Origin of the sequence: Erythrobacter sp. CCH5-A1 (assembly GCF_001557115.1) — a bacterium.
Taxonomy (GTDB): domain Bacteria; phylum Pseudomonadota; class Alphaproteobacteria; order Sphingomonadales; family Sphingomonadaceae; genus Erythrobacter.
In genome coordinates, this window is sequence record NZ_LSKQ01000143.1 from 1 (window position 1) to 17,566 (window position 17,566).

The following is a 17,566-nucleotide window of genomic DNA, read 5'->3' on the forward strand; positions in this document are numbered from 1 at the left end:
GCCACCGCCACCGCCGCCAAAGCCGCCGCCGCCCGCAGGCGCGCCGATGCTGCCATTGGTCGAGAAGGTGAACTGGATGCGGTCCGCCCTCGTCTCGGCAAAGCTGACCGAACGCCGGTCGACCCGCACCACCCGGCCGCTGGCATCGCGCGTGACCCGGCCCGGAAAGGCCGCCTCGGTCTCGGTGGTGATCTGCGGGAAGGCGCTGACCACGTCGTCCGAGCGGTTCATGATGTAATCGACCGCGAGGCGCGAGTTCTCCCAGAAGGGCAGCTCCCAGTTGGCCGAGAACTTCCAGTCGCGCTGGGTTTCGGGCGGCAGGTCGGGGTTGCCCCCGGTGCGGACCGTCGCCAGCACGGTTTCGCCGCGCACGAAATCGAACACCGGCACGTTGAGGTTGTCGATCTGTGGATCGCCCAGCGCCGAGAGCGAGGGCGCGACCTCGCGCCAGATATAGGTCGCCGACAGGTCGAGCCCGTCGACCGGGGCCCAGGTGATCCCGGCGTTCCAGTCCCCGAGCAGGCCGAAATCGCTGAGGTCTTCGAGCCCGGCCTGAAGGTTGAGGGTGAAATCGCCGAGGCCGTCGAGGAACTCCTCGCGCCCGCTGGTGAGCGGCACCACGAGGTTCGTCCCGGTCGACAGGCGGCGGCGGGTCAGCTGCGCAGCTGTGGTCGAGCGGGTGTCGCTGCTCTCGATCCGGCGCCAGTCGAGCCCGAGATCGAAGGTCGCGAGCAGTTCGCCGGCGGGGAGTTCGGCCAGCGGGCCTTCGAGGGTCGCCTGGGTTTCGGTAGTGATCGTCCGGCGGCTGGCGATGTCGAAGCCGTTGGCGGTGTCGGTCGGCAGCGGGCCGTTAAGCGCCAGCGTGCCGGCCGCCGCGGCGAGACGGAACACTTCGAGCTGTTCGGGCCGCAGCCGCCGGTCGATCTCGGTCTCGGTCTCGCTGAAGGACCCGTCGAAGGTGGTGGTGAGGCGGAAGGCATTGAGCGGCTGGTTGATCGAGCCGGCGCCCGAAATCGTGTCGCTCGCGGTGCGCCGGGCCAGCGGCGTGTCGGCCCCGAAAGTGCGCAGCGCGCTCGCCCCGGCAGGCGAGGTCAGCGTGACGGTGTTGAGCCCGTCGAGGCTGCGGCTTTCATTGCGGGCATAGTTGAGGTTGGCCGACAGCGAGGTGCCGCTGGCGACGATCGCCTTGGCCCACGAGACATTGGCCTCGAGCCCGAAGGTGTCGGCCAGCAGGCTGCGGAAATCGGCCTGATCGGGATCGCCCGCGACCGCCGACTGCGAGCCCGGCGTCTGCGGCACGTTGCGCTCGGCTTCGGTCAGGAGCGTCGTGTCCTCTACCTGCACACTGGCGTTGATCCGGCCGCCATTCGCGATCTTGAGGATGCCGAGCCGTTCCTCGTTGCGCGAATAGCCCCCGCGCGAAGGCGCCTCGAATTCGAGGTCGAGCTGGCGGTTGGAATAATTGTCCTTGAGGATCAGGTTGATCACCCGGCGATCGGGCGGAAAGCCGAAGCGCTGGGCGACTTCCTCGGGGAACACCTCGACCTTGGCGAGGGCTTCTGGCGGGTAATTGGCGAATTCGCGGAATGAGCCGATGCGGATGCCGTTCACGAGGATCACCGGCTGCCCGCCGCCCCCGCGGCCGCGCGCCGAGCCGGTGCGCGCGCTGATCTGGGCGATGAGATCGGTGATCGAGGTCACGCCCTCGGCAGCGATCGCGGTCTCGTCGAGCTGGAGCAGCGGGGCCTGATCGACGAACAGCTGCCCCTTCACCCGGCCCGAACGCACAATGATCTCGCCCACGCCCGCCCCGGTATCGCTGGCGCTTTCGGGCTCTTCGGGCTCGGGCGTGGCGGCCGGTTCGGGCTGGGGCTGGCCCGTCCCGGTGGTCGCAAGACCGGCATCGGCGGCGGCCAGCGGCAGCGCAAGCGCAAGGCCAAGAGCACAGGTTCCAGCGCGCAGCGACGCGCGGGTAAGCGGGGAGAGGTTCATGGAGTCCCTTCGGTTGCAGCACGATAAGGCGGGGCGGCTGTTACCGCTCCCGCGAGAGGTAGCGGTTACGCAAGCGGCCGGTCCGGGGATGCGCGTCTTCCCCCGGACCGGCCCCGTGCGTCAGGTCCGCTCACCTCGCCCTAACGCACGAGCCTTCCCTTTTGGTTCCCGCATCGCTAAAGCGCGGCCAGCAATCGACGGGCGCATTGTGCGCCGCAACGAAAACCAAAGGGAATACATGGCCAAGGAAGAACTCCTCGAAATGCGCGGGCGCGTGGTAGAATTGCTGCCCAATGCGATGTTCCGGGTGGAGCTTGAGAATGGCCATGAAGTGCTCGGGCACACCGCGGGCAAGATGCGCAAGAACCGCATCCGCGTGCTGGTGGGCGATGAGGTGTTGTGCGAGCTGACGCCCTACGATCTCACCAAGGCGCGCATCACCTACCGCTTCATGCCGGGTCGCGGCGGCCCTGGCCCGCAATAGGGCCTAGGGCCCGCGGCATGGGCTCTTTCCATCTCACCTTGGCGTCCGCCTCGCCCCGGCGGCGCGAGTTGCTCGCGCGGCTCGGTCTTGCCCCCGACGCTGTCACCCCCGCCGATATCGACGAGACCCCCGGCAAGACCGAGCTCCCCCGGGCATACGCCCTGCGCATGGGGCGCGAGAAGGCGTGTGCGGTGGAGGCCCCCGGCTTCGTGCTGGCGGGCGACACCGTGGTCGCGGTCGGCCGCCGCATCCTCCCCAAGACCGAAACCGAGGCCGAAGCGCGCGCCTGCCTCGACCTCCTCAGCGGGCGGCGCCATCAGGTGCTCTCCAGCGTCGTCCTGCGCGCACCCGACGGGACGTTGCGCGAGCGGCTCGACGAGACGGTGGTGTGCTTCAAGCGCCTGTCTTCGGAAGAGGTCGCGGCCTACCTCGCGGGCGGCGAATGGCAGGGCAAGGCGGGCGGCTATGCCATCCAGGGCGCCGCGGAAGGCCTGATCGCGTGGATCAGGGGCAGCCATTCGGGGGTGATGGGCCTGCCGCTCTACCACACGCGGGCGCTGCTCAAGGCGGCGGGGTTTGGCATTGGGTAGCGTGAGCTGGCGTGTGGCACTTGCCCACCCCCGACCCCTCCCGCAAGCGGGAGGGGGGTATCAGCGCGACAGGCTCCCCTCCCGCTTGCGGGAGGGGCTGGGGGTGGGCCTGTGATCTGGCTGATCGAGGAAGGCATCGGCGAAACCCGCGCCTTGCTGGTCGAGGGCGAGCGTGTGCTGGCCGCCAAACTCATGTGGCCCGGCGAACTCGCTGCGGGCACCCGCACCTCGGGGAAACTCACCGCCAAATTGAAGGGCACCCGTCGCGGCGTGGCGCTGCTCGGCGATGGCACCGAGGCGCTGGTCGATCAGCTGCCGCCGCACATCACCGAGGGCCAGAGCCTCGACCTCCTCGTCACCCGCGCCCCGATCGCCGAGCGCGGGCGGTTGAAGCGAGCGCAGGCGCGCGTAGCGGGCGCGGATGCTCCCTTGCCCGGCTCCGGCTGGCCCGAAGGACGCGTCGTGCGGCGCCTGCCCGCAGGCCTGTGGGAGGAGGTATGGCACGCCGCCTCCTCGGCCAGCCTCGACTTTCCGGGCGGTGAAATCCTCGTCAGCGTCACGCCTGCCATGACCGTGATCGACATCGACGGTGTCGGCACCCCGCGCGACGTGGCGCTGGCGGCCGTTCCCGCCATTGCCCGGGCGCTGGCGTGGTTCGACATGGGCGGCAATATCGGGATCGACTTCCCCACGCTCCAGACCAAGGAGGATCGCCGCGCAGTCGATGCCGCGCTGGACGCGGCGCTGGCCGACTGGCCGCACGAGCGCACGGCGATGAACGGCTTCGGCTTCGTCCAGCTGGTCGCCCGGCTCGAGGGGCCCTCGCTGCTCCACCGATTCGCCGCCGTGAGGCTCGGCATGGCCGCGCGCATGGCGCTGCGCCGCGTGGAACTCGCCGCAGACGAAGGGACGGGTAGCGTGCTCGAACTCAGGGTCCACCCCGCGCTCAAGGCCAAGCTCAAGGATGGCTGGCTCGCCGAACTCGCCCGCCGCACGGGGCGCGAGGTGCGGATTGCGGCCGATCCTGCCCTTGCCATCGAAGCCGCCGATGCCCAGCTTGTGTCCGCATGAAGACCGCCGCGAAGCCCTGCCCGATCTGCCGCAAGCCGCGCCATCCGGACCATCATCCCTTCTGCTCCACCCGCTGCCGCGACCGCGATCTGGCGCGCTGGTTCTCGGACAGCTACGCCGTCCCCGGCCCGCCCACCGACCCCGAGGAACTGGCGCGCGAGGACTGGCGGCAGCAGGATTGACGAAGGGGCGAGAAAAGGCTCTTGCCAACCCCTGCCGCCTTCGCCATAGGGCCGCTCTCATTTGCTCGCCGGGCCATCTGGTCCGTCGCTCGCAGCGAATGCCCGAGTAGCTCAGGGGTAGAGCAGCGGATTGAAAATCCGCGTGTCGGTGGTTCAAATCCGCCCTCGGGCACCATTCGCTGAAAGGGGCCATGCGCCCAAGGGGAAACTGCCGATGTCCCGCCGCACCAAGCTCTATGAAGGCAAGGCCAAGATCCTGTACGAGGGTCCCGAGCCGGGCACGCTGATCCAGTACTTCAAGGATGACGCGACCGCCTTCAACGCCGAGAAAAAGGGCACGATCAACGGCAAGGGCGTGATCAACAACCGCATCAGCGAGCACGTCTTCACCCGCCTCGGCCACATCGGCATTCCGACCCACTTCATCCGCCGCCTCAACATGCGCGAGCAGCTGATCCGGCAGGTCGACATCATCCCGCTGGAAGTGGTGCTGCGCAATGTCGCCGCCGGCTCGATCAGCAAGCGCCTCGGTATTCCCGAAGGCGAGCCGCTGCCGCACACGCTGATCGAATACTACTACAAGGACGACGCGCTGGGCGATCCGCTAGTCGCCGAGGAACACATCGCCTGCTTCAACTGGGCGAGCAACGAAGAGATGCACGACATCTCCTCGATGGCGATCCGCATCAACGATTTCCTGTGCGGGATGTTCGCCGCGATCGATATCCGCCTCGTGGACTTCAAGCTCGAATTCGGCCGGCTCTACGATGGCGATTACAGCCGCGTGATCCTCGCCGACGAGATCAGCCCCGATGGCTGCCGGTTGTGGGACATGGCGACGGGCGAAAAGCTCGACAAGGACCGCTTCCGCCGCGATCTGGGCGGCGAGGAGGAGGCCTACCGCGAAGTCGCACGCCGGCTCGGCCTGCTCAACGAGGAAGACAATGGCCCAGGCGAGGTGTTCGACCTGTCCCACGCCCGCTCGCGCCTGCGCGGGCCGCCGCCTTTGAAGAAGTGATAGCGCGCAAGAAACAGGCTGACAGGCCGGTTTCAGGCGCTAGTCTGACGAAGTGCACACGCTCAGCGAGAGACGCCTGAAATCCATGCGGAATTTCCCCCTAGCGGCGGGACTCTTCCTTGCGCTCTCGCCGCTTGCCCTGACCACCGCACTCGCTGCCCAAAACGCTCCCGCCGCCGAGGCCGCGCCAGCGGGCGAGGCGCCCGCTCCCGTCTGGCCATTTGAAGCGAGCGACCTGCCCGTCGACCCCGGCTACACCTTCGGACGGCTCCCCAACGGGATGCGCTACATCATCCGCAGCAACGCCACCCCCGCCGGCACCGCGCTGGTGCGGATGCGGATCGGCTCGGGCGCGCTCGAGGAAACCGACAGCGAACGCGGCCTGTCGCACTTCCTCGAACACATGGCCTTCAACGGATCGAAAGGCGTGCCCGAAGGCGAGATGCTCAAGCTGCTCGAGCGCGAGGGGCTGGCCTTCGGTGCGGACACCAATGCCTCGACCGGCTTCGAGACCATCACCTACATGCTCAACCTGCCGCGCAATGACGAGGCGCTGCTGGGCACGGCGCTGATGCTGATGCGCGAGACCGCGAGCGAGCTTACCATCTCCGAGGACGCCGTGGCGCGCGAACGCGGCGTGGTGCTTGCCGAAAGGCGCGACCGTTCGGGCTACAGCTTGCGCAACTACGAGGACAATGTCGCCTTCCTCGCGCCTGACGCGCGCTACGGCCGCCGCCTGCCGATCGGCACCGCCGAGGTGCTGGAGAACGCCACGGCTGCGCAGATCCGGGCGCTCTACGAACGCACCTACACCCCGGCGAACACCGTGCTGGTGGTGGTCGGCGACTACCCGGTGGAGGTCGTCGAGGCCGCGATCCGTGCCCGCTTTGCCGATTGGACGCCTTCAGCTCCTGCGCCTGCCGAGCCCGGGGCCGGCCCCATCGACACCGCGATCAAGGGCCTGACCGACATCCACCTCGACCCCGCACTCGCCGAGAGCGTCACCATCAGCCGCCTCGCCCCGTGGCGCGACGAGCCCGACACGGTCGCCAACCGACGCCGCGACGCGCTGCGCTCGATTGGCTACGGGATCGTCAACCGCCGCCTCGCCCGCTTGGCGCGGGGGGCCGATGCGCCGTTCCGCGGGGCGAGCTACGGGACGGGCGACATCTTCGAGGCCGCGCGGATCACCAGCCTCACTGTCAGCAGCGCCGATGGCGAGTGGAAGAAGGGCGTCCTTGCCGCGACCCGCGAGGTGAACCAGGCGCTCGCCTTCGGCTTCACCCGCGCCGAACTGGACGAGCAGCTCGCCAATATCCGCACCAGCCTCGAGAACGGGGTCAAGGCGTCGGGCACGCGCGGCAATGCGGTCTTCGCGGGCGCGGCGCTGGCGCTGGTGACCGACGAGAGGGTGCCGACGACGCCCGAATGGGCTTTGGCCGAGTTCGAGAGCCTGGCACCGACGATCACCCCCGATGCCGTGTGGCAGGCGATGCGCGCCGACGCCGCGCCGCTCGCCGAGCCGCTGATCCGCTTCGAGGGCCGCACCGCGCCCGAGGGCGGCGAGGCGGTCTTGCGCGCCGCTTTCGAGGAAGGCATGGCGCTCGCCATCACCGCGCCAGTCGACAACGGCCCGCTTGCCTTCGGCTACACCGACTTCGGCCCGGCCGGCACGGTGGTTTCGGACACGACCGAGCCGCGCCTCGGTTTCCGCGAGGTCCGCTTTGCCAACGGCGTGCGCCTCACCCTCAAGAAAACCGACGTGCGCAAGGATCGCATCGCCTTCTCCCTTGCGGTCGACGGGGGGGAGCTGATGAACACCCGCGAAAACCCGCTCGCGGTTTATCTTGCCAATGCCCTGCCCGCGGGCGGGCTCGGCAAGCACAGCCAGGACGAGTTGGCGAGCGTGCTGGCGGGGCGCAGTGTCAGCTTCGGGCTCGGCAGCGACACCGATGCCTTCACCGCCTCGGCCACCACCACCCCGCGCGATCTGGCGCTGCAATTACAGGTGCTCGCCGCAACCCTGACCGATCCCGGCTTCCGGCCCGAAGGGGTCGAGCGGTTCCGCAAGAACATCGACAACTTCTTCAACACGCTGGATTCGACCCCGTCGCGCGCGCTGGGGGCGGCCAGCGGAGCGATCCTGTCGGACAGTGACCCACGCTTCAGCCTGCAACCCAGGGCGGCCTATGTCGCGCTCGACTTTGCGCAATTGAAGGCGGCGATGGCTGACCGGCTTGCCAGGGGCGCGATCGAGATCGCGCTGGTCGGCGACCTTGACGAGGATGCCGCTATCGCCGCGGTCGCCGCTACGCTCGGCGCTCTGCCGCCGCGCGAGGCCGCCTTCAACTCGCGCGCCGAAAACCGCACCCGCAGCTTCACCACCGCGCGCGGCGAACACCGCCTGACCCACAAGGGCGAGCCCGATCAGGCGCTGGTGCAATGGGTCTGGCCGACCACCGACGACAGCGATCCGGCCGAGGACCAGCGGCTCGAACTGCTCGGGCGGATCGTGCGGCTGGAACTGACCGACCGGCTGCGCGAGAAGCTGGGGCAGGCCTATTCGCCCTCGGCCGGATCGAACACCAGCCATTACTACCCGGGCTACGGCACCTTCGCGGTGAGCGCCTCGGTCGCCGCCGACACAATCGACGCGGCGCGCGCGGCGGTGGATGCGCTGATCGCCGACCTGCGCGCCGCGCCGCCCGGTGCCGATGTGCTCGAGCGGGCGAGGAAGCCTTATCTCGAGGAATACAGCAATTACCTGAAGGATCTTGGCGGCTGGCTGGGGCTGGCGGCGCGCGCGCAGAGCGAGCCCGAACGCATCGCCCGATTCCTCGCCGCGCCCGATGTGATCCGCGCGATCACGCCCGAGGACATCCACCAGACCGCGCTCAAGTACCTCGCTCCCGAGGCTGCTGTGCGCTTTGTCGTGGTGCCCGAAGCCGCAAGCGAAGGCCCCCTCAAGCCGACACCGTAGCGGGCAAAAAGAAAAGGCCGGCAGGTCGCCCCCTGCCGGCCTTCCCCTTTGCGGCGCTCCCCGGTGAGGGGGAGCTAACCCTCAGCTCAGTACTTGAAGCTCACCATCGCGCCGATGACGCGCGGCTCGTTCACGAAGGCCGTGTTGTTGTTGAAGTCGACCACGCCCAGGACATTGTCCTCGTCGGTGATGTTGCGCGCGAAGGCGGCGACTTCCCACTGCCCGTTGTTGCCCGCATAACCGACCTTCAGACCACCTTCGAAGCGGCTGCCGGCGTTGAACTCGGCGCTTTCGTAGAGCAGGAAGTTCGTCTCGCCGAGGTAGACCCAGTCGGTGAAGATGTAGAACTCGCCCGAATTGCCCACCGGGATGCCGTAGCGCGCGGTCAGATCGCCGCTCCACTCGGGCGCGTTGGGGAAGGGGTTGCCGTCGATGAAGGCGCGGCGGGTGCCGCTGATCACGCGGGTCGGATCGGTGACGGTGCACTGCGCGCAGATGCCCACTGCAAGGTTCGGATCCTGGATCTCGGTGTTGTTGTAGGCAACGCCGAGGGTCACGAGCAGGCGCGGGGTGATCTGGAACGCGCTGTCGAGCTCGAAGCCGTAGCCTTCACCCTTGTTCGCGTTGATCAGCTGCACGAGGTTGCCCGCACCGCCGACCGCAGTGAACTGCGGGTCCTCGACGGTGTAGTAATAGACCGCACCGTTCAGACGCACGCGGCGATCGGCGAGCTCGGTCTTGAAGCCGGCTTCGTAGGAGGTGATGTTCTCCGACTGCGCGACCGAGGGCGCGCTGAAGAAGGCGACGTCACGGCCCTGGATGGTCGGCCCGCGGAACGAGTTGGCGGCCTTGACATAGACGCTCGCGTCCTCGGAGAGGTCCGCGAAGAGGCTGAGGTCCCAGTCGAACTGGTCGTCGCCCACGCTGCGCGGCTGCGGCGCGGCGCCCGACAGCACAACGAAGTCCTTCTCGTCGTCGGTGTAGCGGATCCCGCCGGTGGCACGCAGGGTGTCGGTGAGCTGGTAGGTCACCTGACCGAACAGTGCCCAGGCGTCGTTGGTGTGGTTGACGGTGACCGGCGGCGGGAAGGTGAAGCCCACCGTGGTGACGTCGAAATCGCTCGAGAAGTAGAAGCCGCCGATCTGCCAGCTGAGCGGGCCGTCGGTGGTCGAGGCGAGGCGGATTTCCTGGGTGAACTGCTCGAGGTCGATCGAGTCCTGCGTGTCCGAGGGGAACGGGATGAAGCCCGGCCCGGTGACGAGGTTGCCGCCGTCGACATCGCCGCGGCTCGAACCTTCGCTGGTCCAGTAGCTGGTGATCGAGGTCAGGGTCGCGCCGTCGAACTCGTAGGCGCCGGTCAGCGTCAGGCCGACCTGCTCGTAATCGGCAAGGTTGCCGCCGCCGGCGTCGTAGAACACCCGGTCGCGGTCATAGTTGTTGTTGAGCTCGTTGGTGTTGGTCGGCTGCGCGGTGGTGCGGCCGAGCACGTTGGCGCGGAAGAAGGTCGAGGAACCATCGAGGTTGCGGTAATTGACCGCAGCGAGGATGCTCGAACGCTCGGTCGGGGTGAACAGCAGCTGCCCGCGCACCGCGAAGTCGTTGTAGCCGCCCAGCGCGTTGTCGACGCCGGTGAAGCCGTTGTCGATCCAGTCGGCACGGTGCTGGAGCTGGGCCGCGATGCGGACCGCGATCTTGTCCTGCACAAGGCTGCCGCCGATCGCACCGCCGACCGAAATCGTGTCGTAGCTGCCGTAGGACAGCGAGCCGTTGGCCGAGAAATCGTGGCTCGGCTTGATGCTGGTGACCTTCACCGCGCCGGCCGGAGTGTTGCGGCCGAACAGCGTGCCCTGCGGGCCGCGCAGGATTTCGACGCGCTCGACGTCGAACACCGGGAAGCTCTTCAGCGTCACGTTCTCGAGCACGACATCATCGAGCAGCACCGAGACCGGCTGCGAGGCGGCAAGGTCGAAGTCGGTGTTGCCGAGGCCGCGGATGTAGAAGCGCGGGGCGACGCGGCCGTTCGAGCTTTCGACGTTGAGGCCGGGCGCGGTGCCGGCCAGCGCGGTGATGTCGGCCGCGGCGCTGAATACCGCGCCTATGCGCTCCTGGTCAAGGATGTCGGCCGAAACGGGGACGTCCTGAAGGTTTTCCTCGCGGCGGTTGGCGGTGACGATGATGGTGGCGAGTTGGCCCTCATCTTCGGCAGAAGCGCCGTCCTGTGCGGCGGCGGGTGCGGCAAAGCCGAAAGTGGCGGCAGCGGCAAGAACGGTGGAGCCCGTCCAGGCAGCACGAATGGCGGAGAAGCGGTGAGACATCGGAAAACCCCCTTGGCTATGGCCTTTGGTATGGTCGGATGGTGCGTAGGTGCGGGCCCGCCCGTGGCATTTCTCTCCGATTCGCGCGAGATAGCCACACCGCAATGTTGCGTGAAAGAGACGCTTTTCGGGCGTTCTTCGGACAGTTGTTGCAACAGGGTTACAATCGGCGGCCTTCCGCGACCGATTTATGACAAACCGGAGGCGTACCGGGGCGCGACACCTGTGATGTTGAGAAGCGCAAATCCCGCGATTGCGCGCGCGGCGCGGGGCGCTATAGCGACCCCGCAACCCGGCGATCCCCCAGCCGCCCGCCGGCAAGAACGGAGCATCAGGCCATGCAAGTGCGCGTCCTCGTCAGACTGAAGCCCGGCGTGCTCGATCCGCAGGGCCGCGCGGTGCACCATGCGCTCGAGGGCCTGGGCTTTGCCGGCGTCGAGGATGTCCGCATCGGCCGGCTGATCGAACTCGACCTTTCCGAGGGCACCGACGAAGCCACGATCCGCCAGATGTGCGAGAAGCTGCTCGCCAACACGGTGATCGAGAACTTCACGATTGAAGGCTTGGGCGAAGGCGCGAACTGATGGCATTCCGGGCAGCGGTCATCACCTTCCCCGGCTCCAACTGCGACCGGGACATGGCAACCGCGCTCGAAGCGGTATCGGGCACGCCGGCCATCCGTGTGTGGCACGCCGATGCCGACCTGCCCTCCGGCCTTGACCTCATCGCCCTGCCCGGCGGCTTTTCCTATGGCGACTATCTGCGCTCGGGCGCGATGGCGGCGACCAGCCCGATCATGCGTGCGGTGATTGCCGCGGCGGGGCGCGGTGTGCCGGTGCTCGGCGTGTGCAACGGCTTCCAGGTGCTCACCGAAGCCCGCCTGCTCCCCGGCGCGCTGCTGCGCAATGCCGGGCAGCGCTTCGTGTGCCGGACCGCGGCCTTGAGCGTCGAGAACGCCGCCACCCCCTTCACCGCGGGCTATGCGGCGGGCGAGACGATCCGTATTCCCGTCGCGCATCACGACGGCAATTACTATGCCGATGCCGAAACGCTCGACATGCTCGAAGGCGAAGGGCGGATCGCGTTCCGCTACGCCGAAGCGGTCAATGGTTCGGCGCGCGACATTGCCGGGGTGCTGAGCGCCGATGGCCGGGTGCTCGGCATGATGCCGCACCCAGAACGCGCGATCGAACCGGCCGCGCATCCGGCGCTTGGCGGCGCGGACGGGCGGCGGCTGTTCGAAAGCGTGCTCGCCAGCTTCGCCACCGCCTGACGCAGGATCAGGCGCGCCGTTCCTGCGCGATTGCGAACAGGCGGCTTGCATCGGCGGCCGTCATCGGCCGGCCGAAATAGAATCCCTGGATCTTGTCGCAACCGAGGTTGCGGATCAGTTCGGCTTCCTCGCCGGTCTCCACGCCCTCGGCGGTGGTGGACATGTCGAGGCTCTTGGCCATCGCCACCACCGCGTTGATGATGGCGAGGCTCTCCGCGCTCCCCTGCGCCGCGCCCTGCACGAAGGTGCGATCGACCTTGATGGTCGAAAAGCGGAGCTTCCTCAGGTAGCCCAGTGACGAATAGCCCGTCCCGAAATCGTCGAGCGCGACCGAACAGCCCAGCGCCATCACCTGTTCGAGCGCGTTGCGGGCCACGCTCGCATCGCGCAGGAAGATGCTTTCGGTCACCTCGACCTCGAGCCGCTCGGGACGCAGGCCGGTCGCCGCGAGCGCCTGCACCACCTCGGCATGGAAGCCGGGTTCGAGCAGCTGTTCGGGCGAGACGTTGACGTTGACCTTGACGTGTTCGGGCCAGTTGCGCGCTTCCTCGCAGGCCTTGCGCATTACCCAGCGGCCGATCGGCACGATCAGGCGGGTGTCCTCGGCGAGCGGGATGAACTTGCCGGGGCTGACGAAGCCGTGGTCTTCCGAATTCCAGCGCACCAGCGCCTCGAAGCTCACCACCTGTTCGGTGTGCGCATCGACCACCGGCTGGTAATGCAGCACCATCTCGTCGCGGCCCAATGCCTTGCGCAGCGCGACTTCGAGCTGGCGGCGTTCCTCGGCCGAGGCGTGGAGCACCGGTTCGAAACGGCAATGCTCGCCCCCGCCGCCGTCTTTGGCGCGGTAAAGCGCAAGGTCGGCATTGCGCATCATCTCTTCGACCGTGGCGCCATCGCGCGGACCTTCGGCCGAACCGACGCTGGCGCCGACATAAAGCGTGTGGTGATCGACCTGATAGGGCTCCGACAGGCGCTCGATCACGCGCCGGGCAAGATCGGAGATGACCTGCGGTCCGCTGGCGTCGCGGACCACGATGGCGAATTCGTCGCCCCCCAGGCGCCCGCACATCTGGTTCTCGCCCATCAGCGATTGCAGCCGCGCCGAAACCTGCGCCAGCAGCTTGTCGCCGGTCATGTGGCCGAGCGAATCGTTGACCGCCTTGAACCGGTCGAGGTCCACCATCAGCAGCGCGCAGCGGGTGCGCCACTGCGCGGCATAGCGCAGCGCCTCGCCCAGCGCCTCGGTCAGCTGCAAGCGGTTGGGCAGCTGGGTGAGCGTGTCGTAGCGTGCGAGATAGGCGATCTTCTCGGAGGACTTGCGCTGTTCGGTGACATCCGAGCCGACCCCGCGGAAACCGGTGAAGCGGCCCTGCTCGTCCCGCATCGGGGTGCCCGAAAGCTCCCACCAGCGTTCCTCGCCCAGGATCGAGACCTGCACCAGCAGGTTGGAGAAGTTCTCGCGGTTCTTGAGCCTTTCGGCCAGATCGTGGAGGCTCGCCGGGAACTGCCCGCTCGACCACAGGGTGCCGGCGATCATTTCGAGCAGCGGCTTGCCCTCGACCTCGGCCTGCGGGCGGCCGAGTGCGAAGGCGAAGCGCGGGGACACCGAACGCAGCCGCCGCGCGGGATCGACTTCCCACAGCCAGTCGGCCTCGTTCTCCTCGAACTCGCGCAGCAGGAGCGAGACCACCGCCTCCTTCTCTGCAAGGGCCGTCTCGGCCAGTCGTGCCTTGACGAAGGTCGTGCGGATCTCGACCGTTGCGACGAGGTTGGCGATGGTGAACAGGATCGCCCCGCCCATCGCATACCATTCCCCCGCAAGCGCCTGCGCGATGACCGTGCCCGTGCCCAGCACCGCGATGTAGATCAGCACGCTGAGCGGCGAGGTCGAATAGACGAAGGTCGAGGCGCTGATCAGAGCGAGGATGATGAGCAGCAGGCTGGTCGCCTGCGCGCCGTTCGCAAGCCACGGGAACAGCACCAGCGCCGCCACCCAGCACAGAGCCCCTGCAAGCGCGTTGAGGTTCTGCGCGCGCTCGAGCTTGGCGGGGGCGATCCTCGCGGCTGTGTCGACCAGCTGCATGTCGGTCTGGCGGGTGCGAAACAGAATGATCGCCAGGAGCGCCGCCCAGGGCAGGACCACCACGGCCCCGATCAGCGGAGCGAAGATGCTGACCACGAATGCGCCGACCATCGCGTTGGCGATCATGCGGTTGCGGCTCGCGCGGGTGAGGCCGGCCACATCGTCCGCCCGCAGGCGTGTCGCATCGAACGCAGGATTGCGCGTCAATCCGAGCACGTCGGAAAGCGGCAGCTCGGCAGGCAGCGCCGGCTGCGGTGAGGTGACATCCTTGCCCACGGGCGACAGATTAACCGCGAATGGTTAGTGCGCGGTAAAGTCCCGAGAAGAGATCGCAGCGGGTAATGGTTAACTCGCCGCCGCCCGATGGTGCCGGTATTGCGGGAGATTCGATCGGTCGCATGGCCCGGCATTGCCCGCCGCAATCCTGCCGTGATAGGCCAGTCCGGTCTTGCGAGGGAGGCAGGCACCCGTTCGTTCTGGAAAGGACCGGCCCCGATGCCCCCACTTGCGATCCGGCAGACCTGCACGGGCATCGATTCCTACGACAGCGCGCGCTGGACCGGCGGTGCGCCCCGGCTTGACCGGGTGCGGCGCGGCTCGGGCATCGCCACGCTGCTGCAATGCGGCGGATCGGGGCGCGGCGAGGTGATGGAGGCCGATGTTCCCGAGACGGACCACGCCGTCTCGCTGTTCCGGATCAGCACGCCTGGCGAGGTCGACCGCCGCATCACCGGCACGCCGCAGCGCGCGGTCTATCGCGCCGGCGAAGGCTGCCTGCTCGCGCCGGGCACGGACAGCTGGTGGACCACCGAGGACAGCAACAACGCGGGCTGGTTCCACATCCACTTCGCGCACGAGGTCATCGGCGAGGCCGAGGCGGCCCACAATCTCAGGCTCGAGACCGTCCCGGTGGTCGCCGATCGCAACATCTTCTGGCTGGTGGCCTCCTTCTTCGAGCTCGCCGGGCAGGAGGACACGCCCGACCCGCTGCTGTGGCAGTCGCTCGGACAGGTGCTGCTGTGGCGGCTGATGCTGCTCACCGCGCCGAAGCGGCGCCGCGACGAGACCCGCGGCGGGCTGGCCCCGTGGCAGGCACGGCGCACCACCGAATATCTCGCCGACAATCTCGACCGGCGGGTGACGCTGGCCGAGCTCGCCGCGATCGCGCGCCTCTCGCCGTTCCACTTCGCCCGCGCCTTCGCCAAGACCCTGGGCGCGCCGCCGCACCGGTACCAGCAGCAGCTCCGGCTCGCGCGCGCCTGCGAGCTGCTGGCGCGGACCGACATGCGTATCATCGATGTCGCGCTGGCGGTCGGCTATGAAAGCCCGCAGGCGCTGGCCCGGGTGTTCGCGCAGGCGCACGGCGTGTCGCCCTCGCAATGGCGACGCGACCACGGCCCGGGCTGACCGGGCGCGCGCCGCCTATTCGACCGTCACCGATTTGGCGAGGTTGCGCGGCTGGTCGACATCGGTGCCCTTGACCACCGCCACGTGATAGGCGAGCAGCTGCACCGGCACGGCATAGACCAGCGGCACGATCAGCGGGTGGACCACCGGCATCTCGATCGTGGCGATGCAGCCCTCGCCCGCCTCGGCGATCCCCGCGGCGTCGGAGATCAGCACCACCTGCCCGCCGCGCGCACGGACCTCCTCCATGTTGGAGACGGTCTTTTCGAAGAGCGGCCCCGAAGGCGCGATCACCACCACCGGCACGGCATCGTCGATGAGGGCGATGGGGCCGTGCTTCATCTCGCCCGCGGCATAGCCTTCGGCGTGGATATAGCTGATTTCCTTGAGCTTCAGCGCCCCTTCCAGCGCGAGCGGGTAATCCTGCCCGCGTCCCAGATAGAGCACGTCGCGCGCCGGGGCGATGAGGTGCGCCATCGCGGCGATGTCATCGTCATGCGCGAGCGCGGCATTGAGCGCGGCCGGTGCCTCGAGCAGGTGGCGCACGATCTCGGCCTCTTCCTCGCGGTTGAGGCGCCCCTTCTTCACCGCCATGTGCGCGGCGAGCGCGGCCAGCACGGCAAGCTGGCAGGTGAAGGCCTTGGTCGAGGCGACACCGATTTCCGGCCCGGCATGGGTCGGCAGCAGCAGATCCGCCTCGCGCGCCATGGTGCTGGTCGGCACGTTGACGACGACACCGATTGTCTGGCCGTTCGCCTTGCAGTGCCGGAGCGCAGCGAGCGTGTCGGCGGTCTCCCCGCTCTGCGAGATGAACAGCGCAAGGCCCCCTTCCTCGAGCACCGGGTTGCGGTAGCGGAACTCGGAGGCGACATCGATGTCGACCGGCACGCGGGCGAACTGCTCGAACCAGTACTTCGCCACCATCCCGGCGTAGAAGCTGGTGCCGCATGCGACGATCGTCAGGCGGCGGATCGCCGAGAGATCGAAATCGATCTGCGGCAGCGCCACCGAATTGTCCGAGCGGCGCAGGTAGGAGCCGAGCGTCTGCGCCACCACGGTGGGCTGCTCGTAGATCTCCTTCTGCATGAAGTGGCGGTAATTGCCCTTCTCGACCATCGCCGCCGAGGCGCCCGAGGTCTGAATCTCGCGGGTGACGGGGTTGTTGTCGGCGTCGAACACCTCGGCCGATCCGCGGCGGACCACCACCCAGTCGCCCTCTTCGAGATAGGCAATGCGCTGGGTCAGCGGCGCAAGCGCCAGCGCGTCGGAGCCGAGATACATCTCGCCATCCTGCGCGCCCGTGCCATAGCCCACCACCAGCGGCGAGCCGAGCCGGGCACCGATCAGCAATTCGGGATGCTGACGGAAGGCGATGGCGAGCGCGAAGGCCCCGCGCAGCCGCGGCAGCACGGTGCGCACCGCGGTCACCGGATCGGCCCCCGCCTCGACCTCGGCAGAGATCAGATGGGCGACGATCTCGGTATCGGTCTCGCTCTCGAAGGTGCGGCCCTTGGCGACCAGCTCGCCGCGCAGGTCCTTGTAGTTCTCGATGATGCCGTTGTGGACGATCGCCACCTCACCCGTCGCGTGCGGGTGGGCGTTGGACGCGGTCGGCGCGCCGTGGGTCGCCCAGCGGGTGTGCGCGATGCCGACATGCCCCGGCGCCGGATCGCCTGCGAGCACGGTCACGAGATTTGCGAGCCGCCCCTCGGCGCGCCGCCGCACCAGCGCGCCATCGTGCAGGGTGCAGATCCCGGCGCTGTCATAGCCGCGATATTCCATCCGCTTGAGCCCGTCGACCAAACGGTCGGCAACGTTGCTATGGCCGACAATACCGATGATGCCGCACATGTCCTGTCGATCTTTCCCTGTTCGAATTGGCCCTGCTCTAGCCTGCCGATCCTTAACGGCAAGCCCAACGATCGGGGGCGCCGGACATGCTTAGGAAAAAAACAACCATTCCCACCTATTCACCATTTGTCGTGACGTCCCTTTCGCTTGTCCAAAGCGAGATCGGACGATTGGAATAGGACCCTCGGGGGCTGGGAATGAGCGCATTCGGCAAAAAGGGCAACGCAGGCGGGATGAAGCCGGGTTCGCGGCCCGCTTTCGGCGTCGCACGTCCGATGAAGGGTGCCGGCGCCGTGCCGCGCGGCGGCGAACAGTTC

At 68.1% G+C, this 17,566-nt stretch carries 13 protein-coding genes and 1 tRNA gene; 10 read left to right on the plus strand and 4 right to left on the minus strand.

Annotation, left to right across the window (positions count from 1 at the left end; translation table 11 throughout):
• Positions 1-1,992, minus strand: a 1,992-nt coding sequence (locus AX708_RS07875; RefSeq protein WP_067489897.1) for a hypothetical protein, incomplete at its 3' end; no start/stop codon positions are given.
• A 238-nt stretch (positions 1,993-2,230) separates the two neighbouring features.
• Here AX708_RS07875 and infA point away from each other — a divergent pair.
• The 7 genes from infA (at position 2,231) to AX708_RS07910 (ending at position 8,317) form a co-directional block, all read left to right on the plus strand.
• Positions 2,231-2,476: a translation initiation factor IF-1 gene (gene infA, locus AX708_RS07880; RefSeq protein ID WP_007163491.1), complete on the plus strand. Its 246-nt coding sequence runs from the start codon at positions 2,231-2,233 to the stop codon at positions 2,474-2,476.
• A gap of 17 nt (positions 2,477-2,493) precedes the next feature.
• A complete protein-coding gene (locus tag AX708_RS07885; RefSeq protein ID WP_066532201.1) occupies positions 2,494-3,066 on the plus strand; it encodes a nucleoside triphosphate pyrophosphatase in 573 nt (190 codons plus the stop codon).
• A 111-nt stretch (positions 3,067-3,177) separates the two neighbouring features.
• Entirely contained in the window at positions 3,178-4,137 is a 960-nt protein-coding gene (locus tag AX708_RS07890; protein WP_066532200.1) for a ribonuclease E/G, read from the plus strand.
• The gene (yacG, locus tag AX708_RS07895) at positions 4,134-4,319 is read left to right on the plus strand and encodes a DNA gyrase inhibitor YacG (RefSeq protein WP_066532195.1); all 186 of its coding nucleotides are present in this window, start codon (positions 4,134-4,136) and stop codon (positions 4,317-4,319) included. Before AX708_RS07890 ends, yacG begins: the two co-directional genes overlap by 4 nt.
• A 100-nt stretch (positions 4,320-4,419) precedes the next feature.
• Positions 4,420-4,494 (plus strand) — tRNA-Phe (locus AX708_RS07900).
• Between the two features lie 39 nt (positions 4,495-4,533).
• On the plus strand, positions 4,534-5,337 hold the full coding sequence (gene purC, locus AX708_RS07905; RefSeq protein ID WP_017664788.1) for a phosphoribosylaminoimidazolesuccinocarboxamide synthase: 804 nt from the start codon (positions 4,534-4,536) through the stop codon (positions 5,335-5,337).
• Between the two features lie 85 nt (positions 5,338-5,422).
• Entirely contained in the window at positions 5,423-8,317 is a 2,895-nt protein-coding gene (locus AX708_RS07910; RefSeq protein ID WP_082745695.1) for a pitrilysin family protein, read from the plus strand.
• 86 nt (positions 8,318-8,403) lie between these two features.
• On the opposite strand, the gene AX708_RS07915 is transcribed toward AX708_RS07910, so the two are convergent.
• Entirely contained in the window at positions 8,404-10,632 is a 2,229-nt protein-coding gene (locus AX708_RS07915) for a TonB-dependent receptor (RefSeq protein ID WP_066532192.1), read from the minus strand.
• 338 nt (positions 10,633-10,970) lie between these two features.
• Here AX708_RS07915 and purS point away from each other — a divergent pair, with 338 nt between their 5' ends.
• Positions 10,971-11,216, plus strand: a complete 246-nt coding sequence (gene purS, locus AX708_RS07920) for a phosphoribosylformylglycinamidine synthase subunit PurS (protein ID WP_066532190.1) — start codon at positions 10,971-10,973, stop codon at positions 11,214-11,216.
• Positions 11,216-11,905: a phosphoribosylformylglycinamidine synthase subunit PurQ gene (gene purQ, locus AX708_RS07925; protein WP_066532188.1), complete on the plus strand. Its 690-nt coding sequence runs from the start codon at positions 11,216-11,218 to the stop codon at positions 11,903-11,905. Before purS ends, purQ begins: the two co-directional genes overlap by 1 nt.
• Before the next feature lie 7 nt (positions 11,906-11,912).
• On the opposite strand, the gene AX708_RS07930 is transcribed toward purQ, so the two are convergent.
• Positions 11,913-14,267 (minus strand): bifunctional diguanylate cyclase/phosphodiesterase, encoded by a 2,355-nt coding sequence (locus tag AX708_RS07930; protein WP_197426255.1) that lies wholly within the window; start codon positions 14,265-14,267, stop codon positions 11,913-11,915.
• 219 nt (positions 14,268-14,486) lie between these two features.
• Between AX708_RS07930 and AX708_RS07935 the strand changes: the two genes are divergently transcribed.
• Positions 14,487-15,398 (plus strand): AraC family transcriptional regulator, encoded by a 912-nt coding sequence (locus tag AX708_RS07935; RefSeq protein WP_066532186.1) that lies wholly within the window; start codon positions 14,487-14,489, stop codon positions 15,396-15,398.
• A 15-nt stretch (positions 15,399-15,413) separates the two neighbouring features.
• Here the strand turns inward: AX708_RS07935 and glmS are convergent, their stop codons facing one another.
• Positions 15,414-17,249: a glutamine--fructose-6-phosphate transaminase (isomerizing) gene (gene glmS / locus AX708_RS07940; RefSeq protein WP_066532184.1), complete on the minus strand. Its 1,836-nt coding sequence runs from the start codon at positions 17,247-17,249 to the stop codon at positions 15,414-15,416.
• Positions 17,250-17,566: the final 317 nt, after the last annotated feature.

What these genes read in the sequence shown, in the direction of transcription:
- infA (WP_007163491.1), top strand. Translation starts at nt 2,231, where the DNA reads ATGGCCAAGGAAGAACTCCTCGAAATGCGCGGGCGCGTGGTAGAATTG.
- AX708_RS07885 (WP_066532201.1), top strand. Translation starts at nt 2,494, where the DNA reads ATGGGCTCTTTCCATCTCACCTTGGCGTCCGCCTCGCCCCGGCGGCGC.
- yacG (WP_066532195.1), top strand. Translation starts at nt 4,134, where the DNA reads ATGAAGACCGCCGCGAAGCCCTGCCCGATCTGCCGCAAGCCGCGCCAT.
- purC (WP_017664788.1), top strand. Translation starts at nt 4,534, where the DNA reads ATGTCCCGCCGCACCAAGCTCTATGAAGGCAAGGCCAAGATCCTGTAC.
- AX708_RS07910 (WP_082745695.1), top strand. Translation starts at nt 5,423, where the DNA reads ATGCGGAATTTCCCCCTAGCGGCGGGACTCTTCCTTGCGCTCTCGCCG.
- AX708_RS07915 (WP_066532192.1), bottom strand. Translation starts at nt 10,632, where the DNA reads ATGTCTCACCGCTTCTCCGCCATTCGTGCTGCCTGGACGGGCTCCACC.
- purS (WP_066532190.1), top strand. Translation starts at nt 10,971, where the DNA reads ATGCAAGTGCGCGTCCTCGTCAGACTGAAGCCCGGCGTGCTCGATCCG.
- purQ (WP_066532188.1), top strand. Translation starts at nt 11,216, where the DNA reads ATGGCATTCCGGGCAGCGGTCATCACCTTCCCCGGCTCCAACTGCGAC.
- AX708_RS07935 (WP_066532186.1), top strand. Translation starts at nt 14,487, where the DNA reads ATGCCCCCACTTGCGATCCGGCAGACCTGCACGGGCATCGATTCCTAC.
- glmS (WP_066532184.1), bottom strand. Translation starts at nt 17,249, where the DNA reads ATGTGCGGCATCATCGGTATTGTCGGCCATAGCAACGTTGCCGACCGT.